Here is a 19,046-nt window from a genome sequence, read left to right as displayed (position 1 = left end):
AACCATGGCAGAAATTATTACAATGCCTCGCTTAAGCGATACAATGGAGGAAGGAACTGTTGTAAAGTGGCACAAAAATGTAGGAGATAAAGTAGCTGAGGGAGACATCTTAGCAGAAATCGAAACAGATAAAGCAATCCAAGAATTCGAATCTGAATTTGATGGAGTACTATTATATCAAGGAATAGCAGAAGGTGTTTCAACAAAAGTTGATGAAATCTTGACTATTATTGGTCAAGAAGGAGAAGATATTTCAGGTTTAATTGCTGCTGGGAATTCTACAAATGAAAATAAAGTGGAAAAAGAAGAAATTAAAGAATCTCCCAGTTCTGAAAAATCAACCGCTCAACCTACTGCAGCAATTCCTGAAAATGTTGAAGTAATTACAATGCCTCGTTTATCGGATACGATGGAAGAGGGAACCGTAGTTGTTTGGCACAAAAATGTAGGAGATACAGTTGCTGAAGGAGATATTCTTGCAGAAATTGAGACTGATAAAGCAGTACAAGAATTCGAATCTGAATTTGACGGTGTTTTATTGTATCAAGGTGCGAAAGTAAACGAACCAGCTCCAGTGGATACGGTTTTAGCAATTATTGGTGAAGCAGGTACTGATGTTTCTGCTATTGTAGCAAATGGTGGTAAAAATGCAGCTCCTACTACTGAAATTGTAGAAGAAGATGAAAAACCAGTTGTTGTACAGTTGGATGTAAACAATAAAGTAGAAGAGACAACTTCTTCTGATAGAATTTTTGCATCTCCATTGGCAAAAACAATTGCAAAAGATAAAGGAATTAATTTAGCTGAGGTAAAAGGTTCTGGAGATAATGGACGTATCGTGAAAAAGGATATCGAAAATTATCAACCATCCGCACAACCAAAAGCTGAACCAAAATTTGAAGTAGTCAAACCTGCTCAAGCTTTTGTTTCTGGCGAAGATAAAGTGATTCCAAATTCTCAAATGAGAAAAGTTATCGCTAAACGTTTGGCTGAATCTAAATTTACAGCTCCTCATTATTACTTAAATGTAGAGTTGGATATGGATAATGCGATTGCTGCGCGCAAACAATTAAACTCGGTGCCTGATACGAAAATTTCATTCAACGATATGATTGTGAAAGCATGTGCAATGGCTTTACGCAAACATCCAGCTGTTAATTCTACTTGGACAGATACAGAAATTATTCAACATGGAGATATCAATATCGGTGTGGCAGTTGCTGTAGAAGATGGTTTATTGGTTCCTGTTGTTAAAAATACAGATCAAAAATCATTTGCTCAAATTTCTGCTGAGGTCAAAGATTATGCAGGTCGTGCAAGAGATCGCAAATTAAAAGCAGATGAAATGGAAAAATCAACATTCTCTGTTTCAAACTTAGGTATGTTTGGAATCGAATCATTCACATCGATTATCAATCAACCAAACTCTTGTATCCTATCAGTTGGTTCAATTATTCAAAAACCAGTTGTAAAAGACGGACAAGTTGTAGTTGGTAACACAATGAAATTATCTTTAGCTTGTGATCACAGAACAGTAGACGGAGCAACAGGTGCACAATTCTTACAAACATTAAGAATGTACATCGAAAATCCTGTTACAATGTTAGTGTAAGCTAAGATTTAATATATTTTTTTAAAGACCATTCATCGAATGGTCTTTTTTTTGTTATAGATTTTATGAATTTGTATCTTTAATCTCTAAAGTAATTAATTTAATGAAGCAACTAAAATTCTACTTTAATATTTTAAAACAGACAATTGTTGAATTTGGTGAGGACCGAATTATGAAATTGAGCGCTTCGTTAACTTATTACGCATTGTTTTCACTTTCACCATTAATTCTGATTGTAATTTCCAGTGCAAGTTTATTCTTTAAGAAAGATGCTATCGAAAACCGAATGTTTTATGAGCTTAAAAATATTGTTGGTCCAGATGTCGCTTTAGCTGTACAAAATTTTGTTACAAATTCTACCATTTCAGGAGATAGTTCGCTTGCTTTATATATAGGTATCGGAATTTTGATTTTTGGTTCTACAACAATGTTCACCGATATGCAAGATAGTCTCAATCTTATTTGGCGTGTCGAAGCAGTTCCTCGTAGAGCTTGGTTGAAATTTGTAATAAATAGAGGGCTTTCATTTTTGATTATCCTTTCATTAGGAATAGTTTTAATAGCAACAGTAATATTAAATAGTATATTAATGAGTTTTGGAGAAGAAATTTTCAGTCTTTTCGAACTCGATACCATTATGACGAAGACCACAGTTATTCTTCTTAATAATACATTGAGTATTTCAATCTCGATTTTGATATTTTATATTCTCTTCAAGATTCTTCCCGATGCACGTATCAAAGCAAAACAAGCTTTTGTAGGAGCGTTTTTTACGGCGATTCTATTCTTTATTGCAAAATATTTAATTGGTATTTATATCGCAAACTCCAAATATTCTACCATTTTTGGATCGGCAGGTTCGTTGGTTATTCTTTTGTTGTGGATTTATTATGTTGCAACAATTCTATATTTCGGCGCAAAATTCACAAAAGTTTTCGCTGAAGCCAAAGGTTACCCAATCATTCCGAAGAAAAATGCTAAACTTAGAAAAGTATCGTTTATTGATCATCAACTCGATAAAAAAGATTATGAAAGTATAGATTAGTGACTAATTTATTTCGCTTCGCGAAACCTTTCCCGAGTCCATAACCCAAAAGTAGCCGCTGCCCATTTGCTTGATTCAGCAAATCGTCACCGCCTAATCATGGCTTGTTGTGAAAATGCAAACCTCGCGCGCAATGAATTTCCTTTTTTTAAAACTATAAACCGACAATAAAATTAAAACTCTTGAAAACCACTTTTAATTTTCGTCATTTCGATTAATAAGAGAATATTATCATTAATTCAACTCCTTTATAATGGGTTGTTAGCCCGAATTTCTATTTGAATTTTTGATAAGATGTGTTTAAGTCTGAATCGAACTATAAGTTTTTAATTTTGAGTGATAATAGTGTACTTAAACACATTCTCTTTTTGTATCAATTTAAGAATTTCAAATCTAAAGGAGTGAAAATCTATTATTTTTGTATCGAGAATTTAGACGAATTTCCATCAACCTTCAACCGTCCAAAAAAAGTATTGTATACACTCTACTGCCTCTCTACTGCCACTATGTTGCCTTCATCTTGCCTTCATCCTGCCTTTAAGTAGGGAGTAAGCTGCAAGTACGAATTGAGGATATAGCTGATTTTCACGAAACTTAAATCAAAATTATGACTAAAAATATTAGTTCTATTTTTAAGTATCGTAGGCTATTTTACTTTCATTTCAATAGTGACTGGAACTCAAGGTTGGAAAAATATGTTTGATAGTCTAAAAAATATAAAAGAAAATCCACTCGATTTTTATATGTTTTTATGGCCAATTATAATTTCAGGAATACTCTTATTTGTTAACGTAAAACTTTATTTGAATTTAAAATCACACAAAAAAATCCATAAACAATTCTAAATACGCAATTAATTATCATATTTAATTAGCTTATTTACAACAAGTAATGTTTGTTTTAACTTTTTATTTGGTTTTTGTAGAAAGTTGCGTATATTTAAAAGTTAGCGATCAGGCTAAAAGAACGCTACGAACTTAAAATGAGTATTAACAAATAAAATAACAGTAAAATGAAAAAATTTCATCCATTTTTCACCATCGGAACAGTAGGAATGATTGTAACCGCCTGCCTTCATATGTTTTTAGCTTTAGGCTTATCATTGACCTCAATTCACTCTGTCTTTTTCACTCTTTATCCAGTATTCTTGACTTTCTTGATATTAGGAGTTGTTTTTACAGTTAAACATCAAAAGACTGTTGTATAAAGAAAAATGAATTGGGCTAGACAAAATTAGTTGGCACATATTTCATACTGACTATCAAGGAATATCTTTGCGGACAAAACAATTGAAGCACAGAATTGACATACTTAACTAAATTGATAGTATTCAAAAAAATACTGATAGAACTTCACAGGTTGCGTACAAATTCTATGAAAAGCAAGGTTTTGAACTGTTTGAAATTAAAAACAACTGTTAGGCAGACGGATTTGATATGTATGATATGAAACACAAACAACACTAAAAAAAAACTGACAAATGAAGCCCGAACCGCTAACAAGGTATTGCCAAAAGCGGGGCTGAACAGCTTCGATTGGACGTTTGTACAAGGTTCAACATTCGTTCTTCGATTGAACTTTAGTGCTAAAAATCCCCGCCTTCGGCAATGCCCAAAAACGTTAGCTGTAATTAATTATCCAATCTACATGGTAAAATTATTTGAAGAAGAAAGTAAATTCATTGCTATGGAATATTACGGGTTAATATTAAATCGTACATTTTTAATATGTTTTACTGAAAATTCATTAATAGGATTTAAAATAGCAAACCTAATTACAATAGAAACTGAATATGATTTTTTAATATATCCATTTATAAAAGTGATACAATCTAATTCAGATTTTGATTCTATCAATACATATATTGAAAATAAATACAAAAAACATATTCCTATTGGTAATATGAATATTAATAAAAGTAAAGCCAGTTTTATTATTGAATATTCAAAAATTAAAAATGTAAAATTTAACGAGAATAAAAAATTTGGAATGGGATATATTCCTCATCAAGGAAGGATAATAATTTCCTATGAAAAAAATCGTGAATTTATTATTTTAGGAAATCAAAATAGTAAAAGTATTTTTCAAAAATTAAAAGCAAAAATTAACTACAGCTAACATAGATTTTGCAATAACAATCAGTTAATTTCGTTATAACAAAGCAATTTGCTTGAACGTACGAGTCTGAACTGCCGTTCAAATTCTTACCGTTCTTCGCAAATCCTAAAAACGTTAGCTACAATTTCAAAAAAATCTGTCTTTCAATGAAGAATTCAATAAAATTAAGAACTTTAGTTTCTTTAAGCTTTTTACTTTTTACTCTTCCATTTTTAAGGACTTGCTCAGATAAAGCTATTGAAAATTTCACTCTTGAAATGATTCCAGCAGAAATTGCATTAGACAGTACAAACACATTGAAAAATAATCCTAAAATACAAGCTGAATTATTAAAATCAAAAAAAGATAGAGAAAAGAAGATTATCGAAAGTAAAAAAGAAAGCACATTCAATTTTTATCAAATACTTAAAAATACTTTCGGAGAAATTAACTTAAAAGAATTTAAGCAGAAATCAATTTTAACTGATAAAACTTTTTATCCGATATTTGCTTTACTCTTAATTTTTATTAACTCAATTATTTTACTCATTTCTGCTTTTGTCAAAAAGTATAATTTAACTTATAGATTGGGAATAATTAATTTATTATTACTAATTTATTCAACTATCGGATTATATGTTTCGGAAATAGTTGAAAACATAAATCAATTTAAAATAGGATATTATTTATTAGCAATAAACTGTATTTTAATAATTTTTACTTCAAAAAAAGAAATTGAAAAATAAAGAAACTGTAGCTAACATTGTATTTGCATAAAACGGGCTGAAAGTAAACTTTCACCACCGTTTTTTCCAGCGCAAAATTGCTTTTATGAAAACTTTCAACTAATTTAGTTTCATAAAAGGAGCAATTTGCTTGAACGCACGAACTTGAGCTTTCGCTCAATTTCTCTCCCGTTCTTCGCAAATACTCGGCTCGTTAGCTGTAATATTTAAAATCTTTATGTCCATAATCATCAGTATTTTTAAAATAATTCTAATACTAAATACTATAATATTGTTTATATATTCTTTATTTAATTTTAAAATTTACAACTCATTTGATAAATCCGTAGATAAAAATGAAGATTTTATAAAAATGGCTTCTAATAAATTATTTTACATACCATTTACATTAATCATTATGTCTTTTTTATCATTAATGGTTTTAAACTTTGTAAACAATAAAAATCAAACTGAATCATTAAAAAAATATCTAAGTGAAAATAATATAAATATAATTCCTAATACTAAATATAGTATTAAAAAAGAAGATATTAATTTTATTAAAGATAAGGGAAGAGTATTAGTTGACTCAATTTATTCATATGAAAAAGTTACATTTAAAAGAGATATAAACGATACTACTCTTTATTGGATATACTTTATCAGAAAAGATGAACCAATTGCAAATATCAATGTTAAATAAATACTACAGCTAACAAAGGTAACTGTTGCACAACTCTAATTTACAGTAAAAAACAGAATATATGACCTCGTTTAAGCCTTTTTAAGCGAGGTTTATTTTTTAAAAACATTCTGATTTCTATGACAAAACCAAGTTATTTTTATAAATATTTTGATTTTTAATTAGTGCATAAATCCGATGAATAATTTTATTTCTAACAGCATTTAAAACAGACATTTTATTTTTCCCTTCTTCTACCTTTCGATGATAATAAATAGCCAAGTCATTGTCTAAACGAATAGCACTCATTGCAGCTAAATGCAATAGTTTCTTCAAATCTTTATCAGCCATTGATGAAACTTTCGGTTTTCGCCTTATGGAAGTTCCAGATTGAAAATCAAATGGAGCTATTCCAGCATAGCAAGCCATTTGTCTTGGCGTATTTATGGTTGTAAAACCATCCGTTTTAATCAACATATTAAAAGCTAAAACTTTTCCTACTCCAGGGATTGATTGTATTCTTTTATAATGGTTATAAAGCTGTTCATCATTACAAATTAATTGATAGATTCTATCTTCGATCTCATTAATTTGTTTCGTTAATACATCGATTAGCTTAGTGTTTAAACGTAAAACAGCTTTGTCAACAATTGATTTTAAAAATAATTCATCTTGTTTTTGAGCTAGTAATCCAGCTCTTATTTTAACGCGATGTTTTCTTTCAGCATTCAATAATTTAATTTTTTCAATCACTTGAGAATTAGGTTTCCACTCTTGAAGATCCATATGGTTTTTCAGTAAAAATACAGCAATACGTTCGCTGTCAATTTTATCATTTTTACCTCTAACTAATCCCATACTTTTTTTCAAATGCAAAGGATTGATTACATAAACAGTAAAAGAATAGTTGACTAAAACGCTGTAAAGAATAGCGTTAAATCGCCCTGTATTCTCCATTCCAATCAGAATTTCTTGTTTTTTATCAAACTGTTTGAAAAAATCTTTGATAGCTTTTTCAGTATTAGAAATGTTCTCAAAACGATTCACTCCATTTTCTTGAATGCAGATGTCTAAAGTTAATTTACTCACATCAATACCAATAACAATTTTTTCCATAAATTTGAATTTAATGAGAAGAGAAACTTATCAATAACTCGATTCCTTACTAATGGGTTTTTAACCCGAATTTCTATTTGAGAATTTGATAAGAAAGAGTTGAGTCTTAATCAGAATATGAGATTATATAGCTCTGAACTCGTTATAGTGTACTCAAACTCTTTTCTCTTCTTTTTATACTACAATTTAAGATTTTCAAATCTAAAGGAATTTGATAAGAAAGAGTTGAGTCTTAATCAGAATATGAGATTATATAGCTCTGAACTCGTTATAGTGTACTCAAACTCTTTTCTCTTCTTTTTATACTACAATTTAAGATTTTCAAATCTAAAGGAATTCTAAAATTAGGATAGCTTAAAACAGCTCTTTTAAATTTCAAATAAACTTGTTTTATGAAAGCGTAGTTCTTTCCTTGTTTTAAGGAAAGAACTTGAGCTAAAACACTTGATTTTTTCACTGTAAAGCGCAGGTATTTCTTCAAGTTGTAGGATAAACTTGACATCAAAACGTGTTTATTGGCTTGTGATATTCCTCTGCTGTTGATCCGTTTTAGGTTAAAAAAGTTAATCAACGTTCCTAAAACGGGTTCTACTGTAGCACTTCGTCGTTTTACTAACCTGCGGTGATATGCTTTGTTTTGGGTGAGTTTTTCGTGCATTTTATCGTACAAAGGTTTTTGAATGCTTTCTTGACCTTGAGTGCCATAATATTTTTGAGTGGATTTGTACAAAAAATGTAAATCTAATGCTTGATTTACACGGCGATAAAAGTTATCGGGTGGTACTAACCGCTCTAAGCTTAGTTCGTAAAATAATTGTGGGGTAAATTCTTTTCGTCCTTGCATACAACAAGATCCGAATTTTTTTTATTTTTGAGTTGTGCAACAAGCACATGGTGTTGGCGCAATGGTGGGGTTTAGTCTTGATTGAAATTTCGTCAAAATATTTCGAAACTGCTTTTCCGTTATCTGCAACCAGATTTGACAAGTTTCTGCAAATAAATTTTGAATAAATACCAAAACTTGGTATATTTGATTTTGAAATTTAAATCAAATGGTTATGGCAAAAAATACTTCGATTTTATTGGGCGATTATTTCGACAATTTTATCAATTCACAAATAAAAACTGGAAAATATTCTTCGGCAAGTGAAGTTGTAAGAGCTGCTTTAAGAATGTTTGAGCATGAAGAAACAAAGAAAACTGAATTAATTAAAGAATTAAAAAAAGGAGAAAAATCTGGTTTTTCTTCAGATTTTAATCGAGAATCATTCAAACAAAATTTACATCAAAAATATTCTGCTAAATAATGAATTACAAAATCAGTAAGCAAGCTGAAATTGATTTAGAAAATATTTGGCTCTATACTTTTGAAGAATGGTCTTTGGAACAAGCTGATTATTATCTTGATTTAATAATAGATGAAATTGAATATATTTCTGAAAACCCAAAAACAGGGAAAAATTACAATGATTTTAGAAAAGGATATTTTAGATCTAGAGTAAAATCACATTTCATTTTTTACAGAATTAATATAAAGGAAGAAATTGTGGAAATTATTAGAATTTTACATCAACAAATGGATATTGAATCTCATATTAATGAATAATTAACCGTAATTCTGGCTGCAGCTAACAAGGGTAACTGTTGCACAACTCCAATTTTTATTTCAGTTAGACAAAAAAAACAAAGAATTGAGCTACATTGGAAACGATGAATAAAAAACTGCTTATAATATCTACTCATTTTCTGTAGTAAAAACGATGTTTTTGGGTCAGAAATCTACTATCTAGTTTTTCAAATCTAAAAATCTCAAAAAATATTTCCCGTCATAACAATCAGTTAGGGATAGAAAGTAAAATAAATGTAAAATGCGTTTGGAAGTTCGGAAAAATGGGTTGTATATTTGCAATCCCAATACGAAAGACGAGTAGTATTGTAGTTGACATAAAGTAAAACAAGCGACAAAAATTTTTAAAAATAAATTTTGTTGAATTAGAAATAAGTTTTACCTTTGCAACCGCAAATCACGAGAGTGATTTTGCTGCGAAGTAAATTGACTTATTGAAATAAAAACTTTAAAATTTTTAAAATAAAATTTGGTAGTTAAGAAATAAGTTTTACCTTTGCAACCGCTTACAGAAACAGCGATGTTTTGTAAGTTATAAACTGAGAAGTTCATTTGAAATTATAATATATACAGAAGAAAAAATAAGCCGAATAATAACGAAGTCAATCCTTGAATAATGGAGCTTAAGGAAATTCGAAGTTGTAAAAACATAAGTCTTATAGACTAAACAAAATAATTTACAATGGAGAGTTTGATCCTGGCTCAGGATGAACGCTAGCGGGAGGCCTAACACATGCAAGCCGAGGGGTATAATTCTTTCGGGAATTAGAGACCGGCGCACGGGTGAGTAACGCGTATGCAACTTGCCCTACTGAAAAGGATAGCCCTTCGAAAGGAGGATTAATACTTTATAATAGATTTCATAGCATTATGGAATTTTGAAAGATTTATCGCAGTAGGATAGGCATGCGTAAGATTAGATAGTTGGTGAGGTAACGGCTCACCAAGTCGACGATCTTTAGGGGGCCTGAGAGGGTGAACCCCCACACTGGTACTGAGACACGGACCAGACTCCTACGGGAGGCAGCAGTGAGGAATATTGGACAATGGGTGGAAGCCTGATCCAGCCATCCCGCGTGTAGGAAGACGGCCTTATGGGTTGTAAACTACTTTTATCTGGGGATAAACCTATCTACGAGTAGATAGCTGAAGGTACCAGAAGAATAAGCACCGGCTAACTCCGTGCCAGCAGCCGCGGTAATACGGAGGGTGCAAGCGTTATCCGGATTTATTGGGTTTAAAGGGTCCGTAGGCGGATTAATCAGTCAGTGGTGAAATCTCATAGCTTAACTATGAAACTGCCATTGATACTGTTAGTCTTGAGTAATGTTGAAGTTGCTGGAATGTGTAGTGTAGCGGTGAAATGCTTAGATATTACGCAGAACACCAATTGCGAAGGCAGGTGACTAAACATTAACTGACGCTGATGGACGAAAGCGTGGGGAGCGAACAGGATTAGATACCCTGGTAGTCCACGCCGTAAACGATGGATACTTGCTGTTGGATTTTCGGATTCAGTGGCTAAGCGAAAGTTATAAGTATCCCACCTGGGGAGTACGTTCGCAAGAATGAAACTCAAAGGAATTGACGGGGGCCCGCACAAGCGGTGGAGCATGTGGTTTAATTCGATGATACGCGAGGAACCTTACCAAGGCTTAAATGCATAATGACAGGACTAGAAATAGTTTTTTCTTCGGACAGAATGCAAGGTGCTGCATGGCTGTCGTCAGCTCGTGCCGTGAGGTGTTAGGTTAAGTCCTGCAACGAGCGCAACCCCTATCATTAGTTGCCAGCGTTTAAAGACGGGGACTCTAATGAGACTGCCGGTGCAAACCGCGAGGAAGGTGGGGACGACGTCAAGTCATCACGGCCCTTACGTCTTGGGCTACACACGTGCTACAATGGTAAGTACAGAGGGCAGCTACCTAGCGATAGGATGCGAATCTCGAAAACTTATCTCAGTTCGGATTGGAGTCTGCAACTCGACTCTATGAAGCTGGAATCGCTAGTAATCGCATATCAGCCATGATGCGGTGAATACGTTCCCGGGCCTTGTACACACCGCCCGTCAAGCCATGGAAGCTGGGGGTACCTGAAGTCGGTGACCGTAACAGGAGCTGCCTAGGGTAAAACTGGTAACTAGGGCTAAGTCGTAACAAGGTAGCCGTACCGGAAGGTGCGGCTGGAACATCTCATATTTAGAGAACGACGAATTTTCTTCTATTAATTAGAAGATTGATTTTGATTCGGCTTTTTATTCTGTATAAACTATAAATATAGACCACTCTTTAAGAGTATTAAAGAGTCTCATAGCTCAGCTGGTTAGAGCGCTACACTGATAATGTAGAGGTCGGCAGTTCGAGTCTGCCTGAGACTACTAAAGACGAAGTTCGATTTACGAATTTCGAAATACGACAAAGAGGGGGATTAGCTCAGCTGGCTAGAGCGCTTGCCTTGCACGCAAGAGGTCATCGGTTCGACTCCGATATTCTCCACGAAGCGATAAACGAATTTCGTTTAAAGCAGAAGAGTTCATTGACATTATTGAAAAAAACATACAATCAAAACAGATTTAGAAATAAATCAAAGTTTATATAAGGTATACAATTAATCAAGAAAACGAGTAAGATTAACATAACCGCTCAATAATATGACGGTTAAATCGAGAAAAAAGTTACAAAGGGCGTACGGCGGATGCCTAGGCTTTGAGAGGCGATGAAGGACGTGATAAGCTGCGATAAGCTACGGGGAGCGGCACATACGCATTAATCCGTAGATTTCCGAATGGGACAACCCGGCATGTTGAAGACATGTCACTCACGTAAGTGAGAGCGAACGTTGGGAACTGAAACATCTAAGTACCAATAGGAAAAGAAATCAATTGAGATTCCGTAAGTAGTGGCGAGCGAACGCGGATTAGCCCTAAAGACTTTATAAGGATAACAGAATAACCTGGAAAGGTTAACCGTAGAGGGTGATAGTCCCGTAAGTGAAATTTTTATATAGTTGATAACGAGTAAGGCGGAACACGAGAAATTCTGTCCGAATATGGGAGGACCATCTTCCAAGGCTAAATACTCCTCAAAGACCGATAGTGAACTAGTACTGTGAAGGAAAGGTGAAAAGCATTTCGAATAGAAAGTTGAAATAGAACCTGAAACCGTACGCCTACAAGCGGTCGGAGCTCTTCGGAGTGACGGCGTGCCTTTTGCATAATGAGCCTACGAGTTAATGTTGCTGGCAAGGTTAAGCACTTCAGGTGCGGAGCCGTAGCGAAAGCGAGTCTGAATAGGGCGTTAGAGTCAGTAGTATTAGACGCGAAACCTTGTGATCTACCCATGGGCAGGTTGAAGCTTTGGTAACACAAAGTGGAGGACCGAACCGGTTGACGTTGAAAAGTCTTCGGATGACCTGTGGGTAGGGGTGAAAGGCCAATCAAACTGGGAAATAGCTCGTACTCCCCGAAATGCATTTAGGTGCAGCGTTTAGTTAAGTATATTAGAGGTAGAGCTACTGATTGGATGCGGGGGCTTCACCGCCTACCAATTCCTGACAAACTCCGAATGCTAATATATGTTTCTAGGCAGTGAGGGCATGGGTGCTAAGGTCCATGTCCGAGAGGGAAAGAACCCAGACCATCAGCTAAGGTCCCCAAATATATGCTAAGTTGAAAAAACGCGGTTGGATTGCATAGACAGCTAGGATGTTAGCTTGGAAGCAGCTATTCATTTAACGAGTGCGTAACAGCTCACTAGTCGAGCGATCCGGCATGGATAATAATCGGGCATAAGCATATTACCGAAGCTATGGATTAGTACATTAGTACTACTGGTAGGGGAGCATTCTAACGGCGCAGAAGTCATCTGGTAATGGATGGTGGAGCTTTTAGAAAAGAAAATGTAGGCATGAGTAACGATAAAATAAGTGAGAAACTTATTCGCCGTAAGACTAAGGTTTCCTCAGCTATGCTAATCAGCTGAGGGTTAGTCGGGACCTAACACGAACCCTAACGGGGTAGTGGATGGCAAACGGGTTAATATTCCCGTACCTGCACTCAATAAAAGTGACGAATGATTGTAGGAGGTGCGTACTGACGGAATAGTACGTTGAACCTACGTAAAGTAGGGATAGTACACGAAGACTTCGGTTAGAGTGATAATCCTCTGAAAATTGTTCCAAGAAATAGCGAGATGTGCAGCCCGTACCGTAAACCGACACAGGTGGTCGAGGAGAGTATCCTAAGGCGCTCGAGCGATTCATGGTTAAGGAATTAGGCAAAATAGACCTGTAACTTCGGGAGAAAGGTCGCTGACAGCAATGTCAGCCTCAGTAAAAAGGCCCAGGCGACTGTTTATCAAAAACACAGGACTCTGCAAAATAGAAATATGACGTATAGGGTCTGACACCTGCCCGGTGCTGGAAGGTTAAGGAAGGAGCTTAGAAGTAATTCGAAGGTTTTGACTGAAGCCCCAGTAAACGGCGGCCGTAACTATAACGGTCCTAAGGTAGCGAAATTCCTTGTCGGGTAAGTTCCGACCTGCACGAATGGTGTAACGATCTGGGCACTGTCTCAACCATGATCTCGGTGAAATTGTAGTATCGGTGAAGATGCCGGTTAATCGCAACGGGACGAAAAGACCCTGTGAACCTTTACTATAGCTTTGTATTGACTTCGGGTAAATAATGTGTAGGATAGGTGGGAGACTATGAAGCAGTATCGCTAGGTATTGTGGAGTCATTGTTGAAATACCACCCTTTATTTACTTGGAGCCTAACTTCCTTTTAGGAAGGACAGTGCATGGTGGGTAGTTTGACTGGGGTGGTCGCCTCCAAAAGAGTAACGGAGGCTTTCAAAGGTACCCTCAGCACGCTTGGTAACCGTGCGTAGAGTGTAATGGCATAAGGGTGCTTGACTGTGAGACCAACAAGTCGATCAGGTGCGAAAGCAGGACATAGTGATCCGGTGGTTCCGTATGGAAGGGCCATCGCTCAAAGGATAAAAGGTACTCCGGGGATAACAGGCTAGTCTCCCCCAAGAGCTCACATCGACGGGGAGGTTCGGCACCTCGATGTCGGCTCGTCACATCCTGGGGCTGGAGAAGGTCCCAAGGGTTGGGCTGTTCGCCCATTAAAGTGGCACGCGAGCTGGGTTCAGAACGTCGTGAGACAGTTCGGTCTCTATCTGTTGTGATCGTTAGAAGTTTGAGCGGACTTGACTCTAGTACGAGAGGACCGTGTTGAACAAACCTCTGGTGTATCAGTTGTGCCGCCAGGTGCACCGCTGAGTAGCTACGTTTGGAAGAGATAAGCACTGAAAGCATATAAGTGCGAAACTCGCCGCAAGATTAGACTTCTTTAAAGGGTCGTTGTAGACTACAACGTTGATAGGCTATAGATGTAAAGGCAGCGATGTCATAGTCGAGTAGTACTAATTACCCATAGACTTTTTCTTAAAAGTACAACGAATCAAAGATAGTTGGTAGCGATACCAATAACAATAAAAAGATTAAATACTAAGATTGATTTAATCGTCATAGAGAAGGTTAGTTAATCTTATTTGGATTAAACATGTAATACCAGATTGTAAAAGTTTGTAAAATGTATTATGTATAAAGTATTAAGTAATCACTTAATACAATAAAACATAAGACTTAATACAACATTTAATAATGTCAAGATATACTAGGAACTAATACCTAATTAAAAATATTAGGGTGACTATAGCTGCAGGGCTCACCTCTTCCCATTCCGAACAGAGAAGTTAAGCCTGCCTGCGCCGATGGTACTGCTATTGCGGGAGAGTAGGTCGTCGCCAGTTTTTATCAAAAGCCTCAAGAAATAATCTTGAGGCTTTTTTTGTGGTTATACGTCGCGCTTTAGGCAGAACGTTTTAAGCTTTACGCATCTCCAGACTATGTTCTATAAAACAAGAGGCTTCTAATTATTCAACGAGGAGCTTCTTCTTGATAAAAAGGAAGCTTCCTTTTTAAAATTAACTCAGAACTCGATAACACTCCTAGTTTGTTTAGATTTTTATTGGCAGTCTTAAATCTTATGTCTTATAACTTATTACTCAAAACTCAGAACTTAAAAACTCGCGTTAGGGATAGTAGTGGAAATCCTTTTGTTTGACGAAGGATTTTGTTTTTAGGTACCTATGATACTCCAAACAAAAGATTGCAACGGATAGCCCGACCGAGCGTAGGAAATTTTTACTATTTAATTATAATTTTGTTGGCGAGGGAACGCCCAGAAAGAAATTATTTAAGTTTAATTGTTGTTGTAAAGTTTAATACAATATTGCTGAAACTAAATTATATAAAAAATCCTGATAATATAAATTACCAGGATTTGTATAGCGTGTAAGAAAAATTTTTATTCTAAAATTTTAAGAACTTTTGTTGTTCTAGCGCGAGAAGCTTCGATTAAATCGGCTTGACCTAAATCTTCACCGTAAGAAGGAATCATTGTTTTGATTGCGTCATTCCAATCGTTTTTCATTAAATCAGGGAAACATTGTTTCATTAAGTTTAGCATTGCACTTACTGAAGTAGATGCTCCTGGAGATGCGCCTAATAAGGCTGACATTGATCCGTCTTGAGAGGTTACGATTTCAGTACCAAATTTTAAAGTACCTTTTCCGTCTTGTTGCTCGATTACTTGAACACGTTGACCTGCAGTTTGCTCAAACCAATCATCTAATTTCGCTTCAGGTAAATATTCTTGTAAAGATTCAACCTTTTTAGCTTTTGATAACATCACTTGTTCGATCAAGTATTTTGTTAAGTCGATGTTGTTTAAACCACAATTCATCAAGAAACCTACGTTACCTAAATTTACAGATTTAAATAAATCTAAGTTAGATCCGTATTTTAAGAATTTAGTTGAGAATGTGGCAAATGGACCAAATAACAAAGATTGTTTACCATCAATAACGCGTGTATCTAAGTGAGGAACAGACATTGGTGGTGCACCAATTTTTGCTTTTCCGTATACTTTTGCATGATGTTGTTTGATGACTTCTTCGTTTTGACAAATCAACCATTGTCCACCAACAGGGAAACCGCCAAATTTTTTCGATTCTGGAATTCCAGATTTTTGCAACAATAAAATTGCTCCTCCACCAGCACCTATAAATACAAAGTCTGCATTTACAGCTTTATTATTCCCCGATTTTAAATCTTTTACTTTTACTGCCCATTTACCGTTGCTAAGACGAGTTAAGTCTTTTACTTCATGTTCAGTTTCAAGTGTGATTTCGTTTTTGTTTTTTAAACCTTGGAAAATTTGACGAGTTAACTCACCAAAATTAACATCAGTTCCTAAATTCATGTGCGTTGCCGCAACTTTTTCAGATTCATTTCTACCATTTACAATCAACGGAGCCCATTCTTTGATTTTTGCAAAATCTTCAGAATATTCCATGTCTTTGAATAAAGGGTGTTGAGATAGTTTTTCGTAACGTTTTCTCAAGAAATTCACATCATCTTCTCCCCAAACAAAAGACATGTGTGGAGTTGGACGTAAGAATTTTTCTGGAGAAGAAACATAATTATTTTCAACTAAGTAAGACCAAAATTCTTTCGAAGTTTCAAATTGTTTTGCAATGTTAATTGCTTTGTCAATGTTTACATTACCATTTTTGTCAATTGGTGTATAATTCAATTCACAAAAAGCAGAATGACCTGTACCAGCATTATTGAAAGCGTCAGAACTTTCAAATCCAATTTTATCTAATTTTTCGAAAACAGAAATCTTAATAGCCGGATTTATTTTTTTAAGAAGTATGCTTAATGTAGCACTCATTATTCCAGCACCAATTAATACTACCTCTTGAGGTTGTTTTTCCATTTTTCAAAAATATATTTACGTTGCAAAGGTATTAATAAATAGCCTTTTTCACGAAATAATATGCAGTAAAAACAATGATTTATTACATAAATTATTTTGTATATGATAATTTGTTGCTTAATATTTTATAGAAATAACTTTTCTATCATTAATTGAGTTACGTTATAAGTGTCTTTAATTAATAAATAACATCAAATATTTTAGCTTAATAGTGCTAAATTTTATTGTTCTAAGTGGAATAGATTTTATTTTTTTTCTTTTTTCTTTGTTTTCCTCTTTTTATAATTACTCAGATTTAACCAATAAAAAAGAAATTAGTCAGATATGATGTTGATAAGAGTCGAATAAAAGAGAGGTTGGAAAGGTTTTGGGTTGACGTTAGTAACCAGTTATTTATAATACATTGATGTTAATTGGAAAAAAGCAGCGCAGAAGTTGAATAAAACCTGCGGTGCTTTTTTTCAATTTCTCAGCAGGTTTTCCTAAAAAGACGTGCCGGTTTTCGTAAAGTTGTTGTGATGAATAAAAAAAACCTTGCTTAAGTATAAAGACTTAAACAAGGTTTGTGTATTATTTTATGAGTTGATGATTACATCATTCCTGGCATTCCACCACCCATTGGTGGCATAGCAGGCTCATCTTTTTTAATTTCTGTCACAACAGCTTCAGTAGTAATTAACATACCAGCAACAGAAGCAGCGTTTTCTAATGCAACACGAGCAACTTTAGTTGGATCAATCACTCCAGCTTCGATCATGTTTACATATTCATCTGTTTTTGCATTGTATCCGAAATCACCTGTTCCTTCTTTTACTTTAGCAACAACTACAGAACCTTCACCACCAGCATTGTGAACAATTTGGCGTAATGGTTCTTCGATAGCGCGCGTTACAATTTTAACACCTGTAGCTTCGTCAGCATTAGTTGTTTCGATTGATAAGTTAGCTAAAGCTCTAACAAAAGCAACACCACCACCAGCAACGATACCTTCTTCTACAGCAGCACGAGTTGCATGTAAAGCATCGTCTACACGGTCTTTGATTTCTTTCATTTCAACTTCAGAAGCAGCACCAACGTATAATACAGCAACACCTCCAGCTAATTTAGCTAAGCGTTCTTGTAATTTTTCGCGGTCATAATCAGAAGTTGTTGTTTCGATTTGAGCTTTGATTTGGTTTACACGAGTTTTAATTTGTTCTGCATCACCAGCACCGTTAACAACTGTTGTGTTGTCTTTGTCGATAACTACTCTTTCAGCAGTTCCTAACATTTCTAAAGTAGCCGTTTCTAACGTGATTCCTTGCTCTTCAGAAATAACTGTACCACCTGTTAAGATTGCGATATCTTGTAACATTGCTTTACGACGATCACCAAAACCTGGCGCTTTAACAGCAGCAATTTTTAATGAACCTCTTAAGCGGTTAACCACTAAAGTAGCTAAAGCTTGGCCTTCTACTTCTTCAGAAATGATTAAAAATGGACGACCTGATTGAGCAACTGGCTCTAATAGAGGTAAGATTTCTTGTAGGTTAGAGATTTTTTTCTCACATAATAAAATGTAAGGATTCTCTAATTCAGCAATCATTTTATCTGCGTTTGTAACGAAGTAAGGCGATTGGTATCCACGGTCAAATTGCATACCTTCTACAACGTCAACATACGTTTCAGTTCCTTTTGCTTCTTCAACAGTGATAACACCTTCTTTTCCTACTTTAGAGAAAGCTTCTGCGATTAATGATCCGATTGTATCATCGTTATTTGCAGAGATAGAAGCAACTTGTTTGATTTTTTCTGAAGAATCACCAACTTCTTGTGATTGTTCTCTTAAGTTTGCAACGATTCCAGTAACAGCTTTGTCGATACCACGTTTCAAGTCCATTGGATTTGCACCAGCAGCAACGTTTTTCAACCCTTCGCGAACGATAGCTTGCGCTAAAACTGTAGCAGTAGTTGTACCGTCACCAGCAACGTCGTTAGTTTTAGAAGCTACTTCTTTTACCATTTGAGCACCTAAGTTTTCGATTGGATCTTCCAATTCGATTTCTTTCGCAACAGAAACTCCATCTTTTGTTACGTGTGGAGCACCGAAAGATTTTTCTAAAACTACGTTACGACCTTTTGGTCCTAAAGTTACTTTAACTGCATTTGCTAATGCATCAACACCTCTTTTTAAAGCGTCTCTTGATTCAATATCGAATTTAATATCTTTTGCCATTTTTTATAAGTTTTGTTGTCTTAAGTCTTAAGTCTTAAGTCGAATATGATTAAAAATTAAAAATAAGTTACTTTGT

At 34.9% G+C, this 19,046-nt stretch carries 11 protein-coding genes, 2 tRNA genes, 3 rRNA genes and 1 pseudogene; 13 read left to right on the top strand and 4 right to left on the bottom strand.

Annotated features, from left to right (window positions below):
- Positions 1-4: 4 nt before the first annotated feature.
- The 6 genes from NZD85_RS06670 (at position 5) to NZD85_RS06645 (ending at position 6,182) form a co-directional block, all read left to right on the top strand.
- On the top strand, positions 5-1,612 hold the full coding sequence (locus tag NZD85_RS06670; RefSeq protein ID WP_260544396.1) for a pyruvate dehydrogenase complex dihydrolipoamide acetyltransferase: 1,608 nt from the start codon (positions 5-7) through the stop codon (positions 1,610-1,612).
- A 103-nt stretch (positions 1,613-1,715) separates the two neighbouring features.
- A complete protein-coding gene (locus NZD85_RS06665) occupies positions 1,716-2,657 on the top strand; it encodes a YihY/virulence factor BrkB family protein (RefSeq protein WP_260544394.1) in 942 nt (313 codons plus the stop codon).
- A 1,012-nt stretch (positions 2,658-3,669) separates the two neighbouring features.
- Entirely contained in the window at positions 3,670-3,864 is a 195-nt protein-coding gene (locus NZD85_RS06660; RefSeq protein ID WP_260544392.1) for a hypothetical protein, read from the top strand.
- Between the two features lie 440 nt (positions 3,865-4,304).
- Complete coding sequence (locus NZD85_RS06655) at positions 4,305-4,775, top strand: hypothetical protein (protein WP_260544390.1); 471 nt, start codon at positions 4,305-4,307, stop codon at positions 4,773-4,775.
- Positions 4,776-4,921: 146 nt separating this feature from the next.
- Entirely contained in the window at positions 4,922-5,500 is a 579-nt protein-coding gene (locus tag NZD85_RS06650) for a hypothetical protein (protein WP_260544388.1), read from the top strand.
- A 352-nt stretch (positions 5,501-5,852) separates the two neighbouring features.
- On the top strand, positions 5,853-6,182 hold the full coding sequence (locus tag NZD85_RS06645) for a hypothetical protein (protein ID WP_260544386.1): 330 nt from the start codon (positions 5,853-5,855) through the stop codon (positions 6,180-6,182).
- Between the two features lie 117 nt (positions 6,183-6,299).
- On the opposite strand, the gene NZD85_RS06640 is transcribed toward NZD85_RS06645, so the two are convergent.
- Together NZD85_RS06640 and NZD85_RS06635 are read right to left on the bottom strand one after the other, a co-directional pair.
- Entirely contained in the window at positions 6,300-7,277 is a 978-nt protein-coding gene (locus NZD85_RS06640) for an IS110 family RNA-guided transposase (protein ID WP_221854447.1), read from the bottom strand.
- A gap of 268 nt (positions 7,278-7,545) precedes the next feature.
- A pseudogene (locus NZD85_RS06635) lies at positions 7,546-7,968 on the bottom strand (transposase); the annotation flags it as partial.
- Between the two features lie 367 nt (positions 7,969-8,335).
- Here NZD85_RS06635 and NZD85_RS06630 point away from each other — a divergent pair.
- From NZD85_RS06630 to rrf, 7 genes are all read left to right on the top strand, one after another.
- On the top strand, positions 8,336-8,584 hold the full coding sequence (locus NZD85_RS06630) for a type II toxin-antitoxin system ParD family antitoxin (protein ID WP_171624019.1): 249 nt from the start codon (positions 8,336-8,338) through the stop codon (positions 8,582-8,584).
- Positions 8,584-8,883 (top strand): type II toxin-antitoxin system RelE/ParE family toxin, encoded by a 300-nt coding sequence (locus tag NZD85_RS06625; protein ID WP_260544381.1) that lies wholly within the window; start codon positions 8,584-8,586, stop codon positions 8,881-8,883. Before NZD85_RS06630 ends, NZD85_RS06625 begins: the two co-directional genes overlap by 1 nt.
- 700 nt (positions 8,884-9,583) lie before the next feature.
- A 16S ribosomal RNA gene (locus NZD85_RS06620) occupies positions 9,584-11,102 on the top strand.
- A 105-nt stretch (positions 11,103-11,207) separates the two neighbouring features.
- Positions 11,208-11,281, top strand: a tRNA-Ile gene (locus NZD85_RS06615).
- Positions 11,282-11,325: 44 nt separating this feature from the next.
- Positions 11,326-11,399, top strand: a tRNA-Ala gene (locus NZD85_RS06610).
- 172 nt (positions 11,400-11,571) lie between these two features.
- A 23S ribosomal RNA gene (locus tag NZD85_RS06605) occupies positions 11,572-14,356 on the top strand.
- Between the two features lie 258 nt (positions 14,357-14,614).
- Positions 14,615-14,722: ribosomal RNA gene (gene rrf / locus NZD85_RS06600) — 5S ribosomal RNA — on the top strand.
- The 16S, 23S and 5S rRNA genes sit together here with 2 tRNA genes alongside, the layout of an rRNA operon.
- A 557-nt stretch (positions 14,723-15,279) precedes the next feature.
- Here rrf and mqo read toward each other — a convergent pair.
- Positions 15,280-16,755: a malate dehydrogenase (quinone) gene (mqo, locus tag NZD85_RS06595; protein WP_188319642.1), complete on the bottom strand. Its 1,476-nt coding sequence runs from the start codon at positions 16,753-16,755 to the stop codon at positions 15,280-15,282.
- A gap of 589 nt (positions 16,756-17,344) precedes the next feature.
- On the bottom strand, positions 17,345-18,970 hold the full coding sequence (gene groL / locus NZD85_RS06590; RefSeq protein ID WP_188319648.1) for a chaperonin GroEL: 1,626 nt from the start codon (positions 18,968-18,970) through the stop codon (positions 17,345-17,347).
- Positions 18,971-19,046: the final 76 nt, after the last annotated feature.

It is taken from the genome of Empedobacter stercoris, from assembly GCF_025244765.1.
Lineage (GTDB): Bacteria > Bacteroidota > Bacteroidia > Flavobacteriales > Weeksellaceae > Empedobacter > Empedobacter stercoris.
The sequence above is the reverse complement of the archived record's forward strand: the minus strand, read 5'-3'. Positions and strand labels throughout refer to the sequence as shown.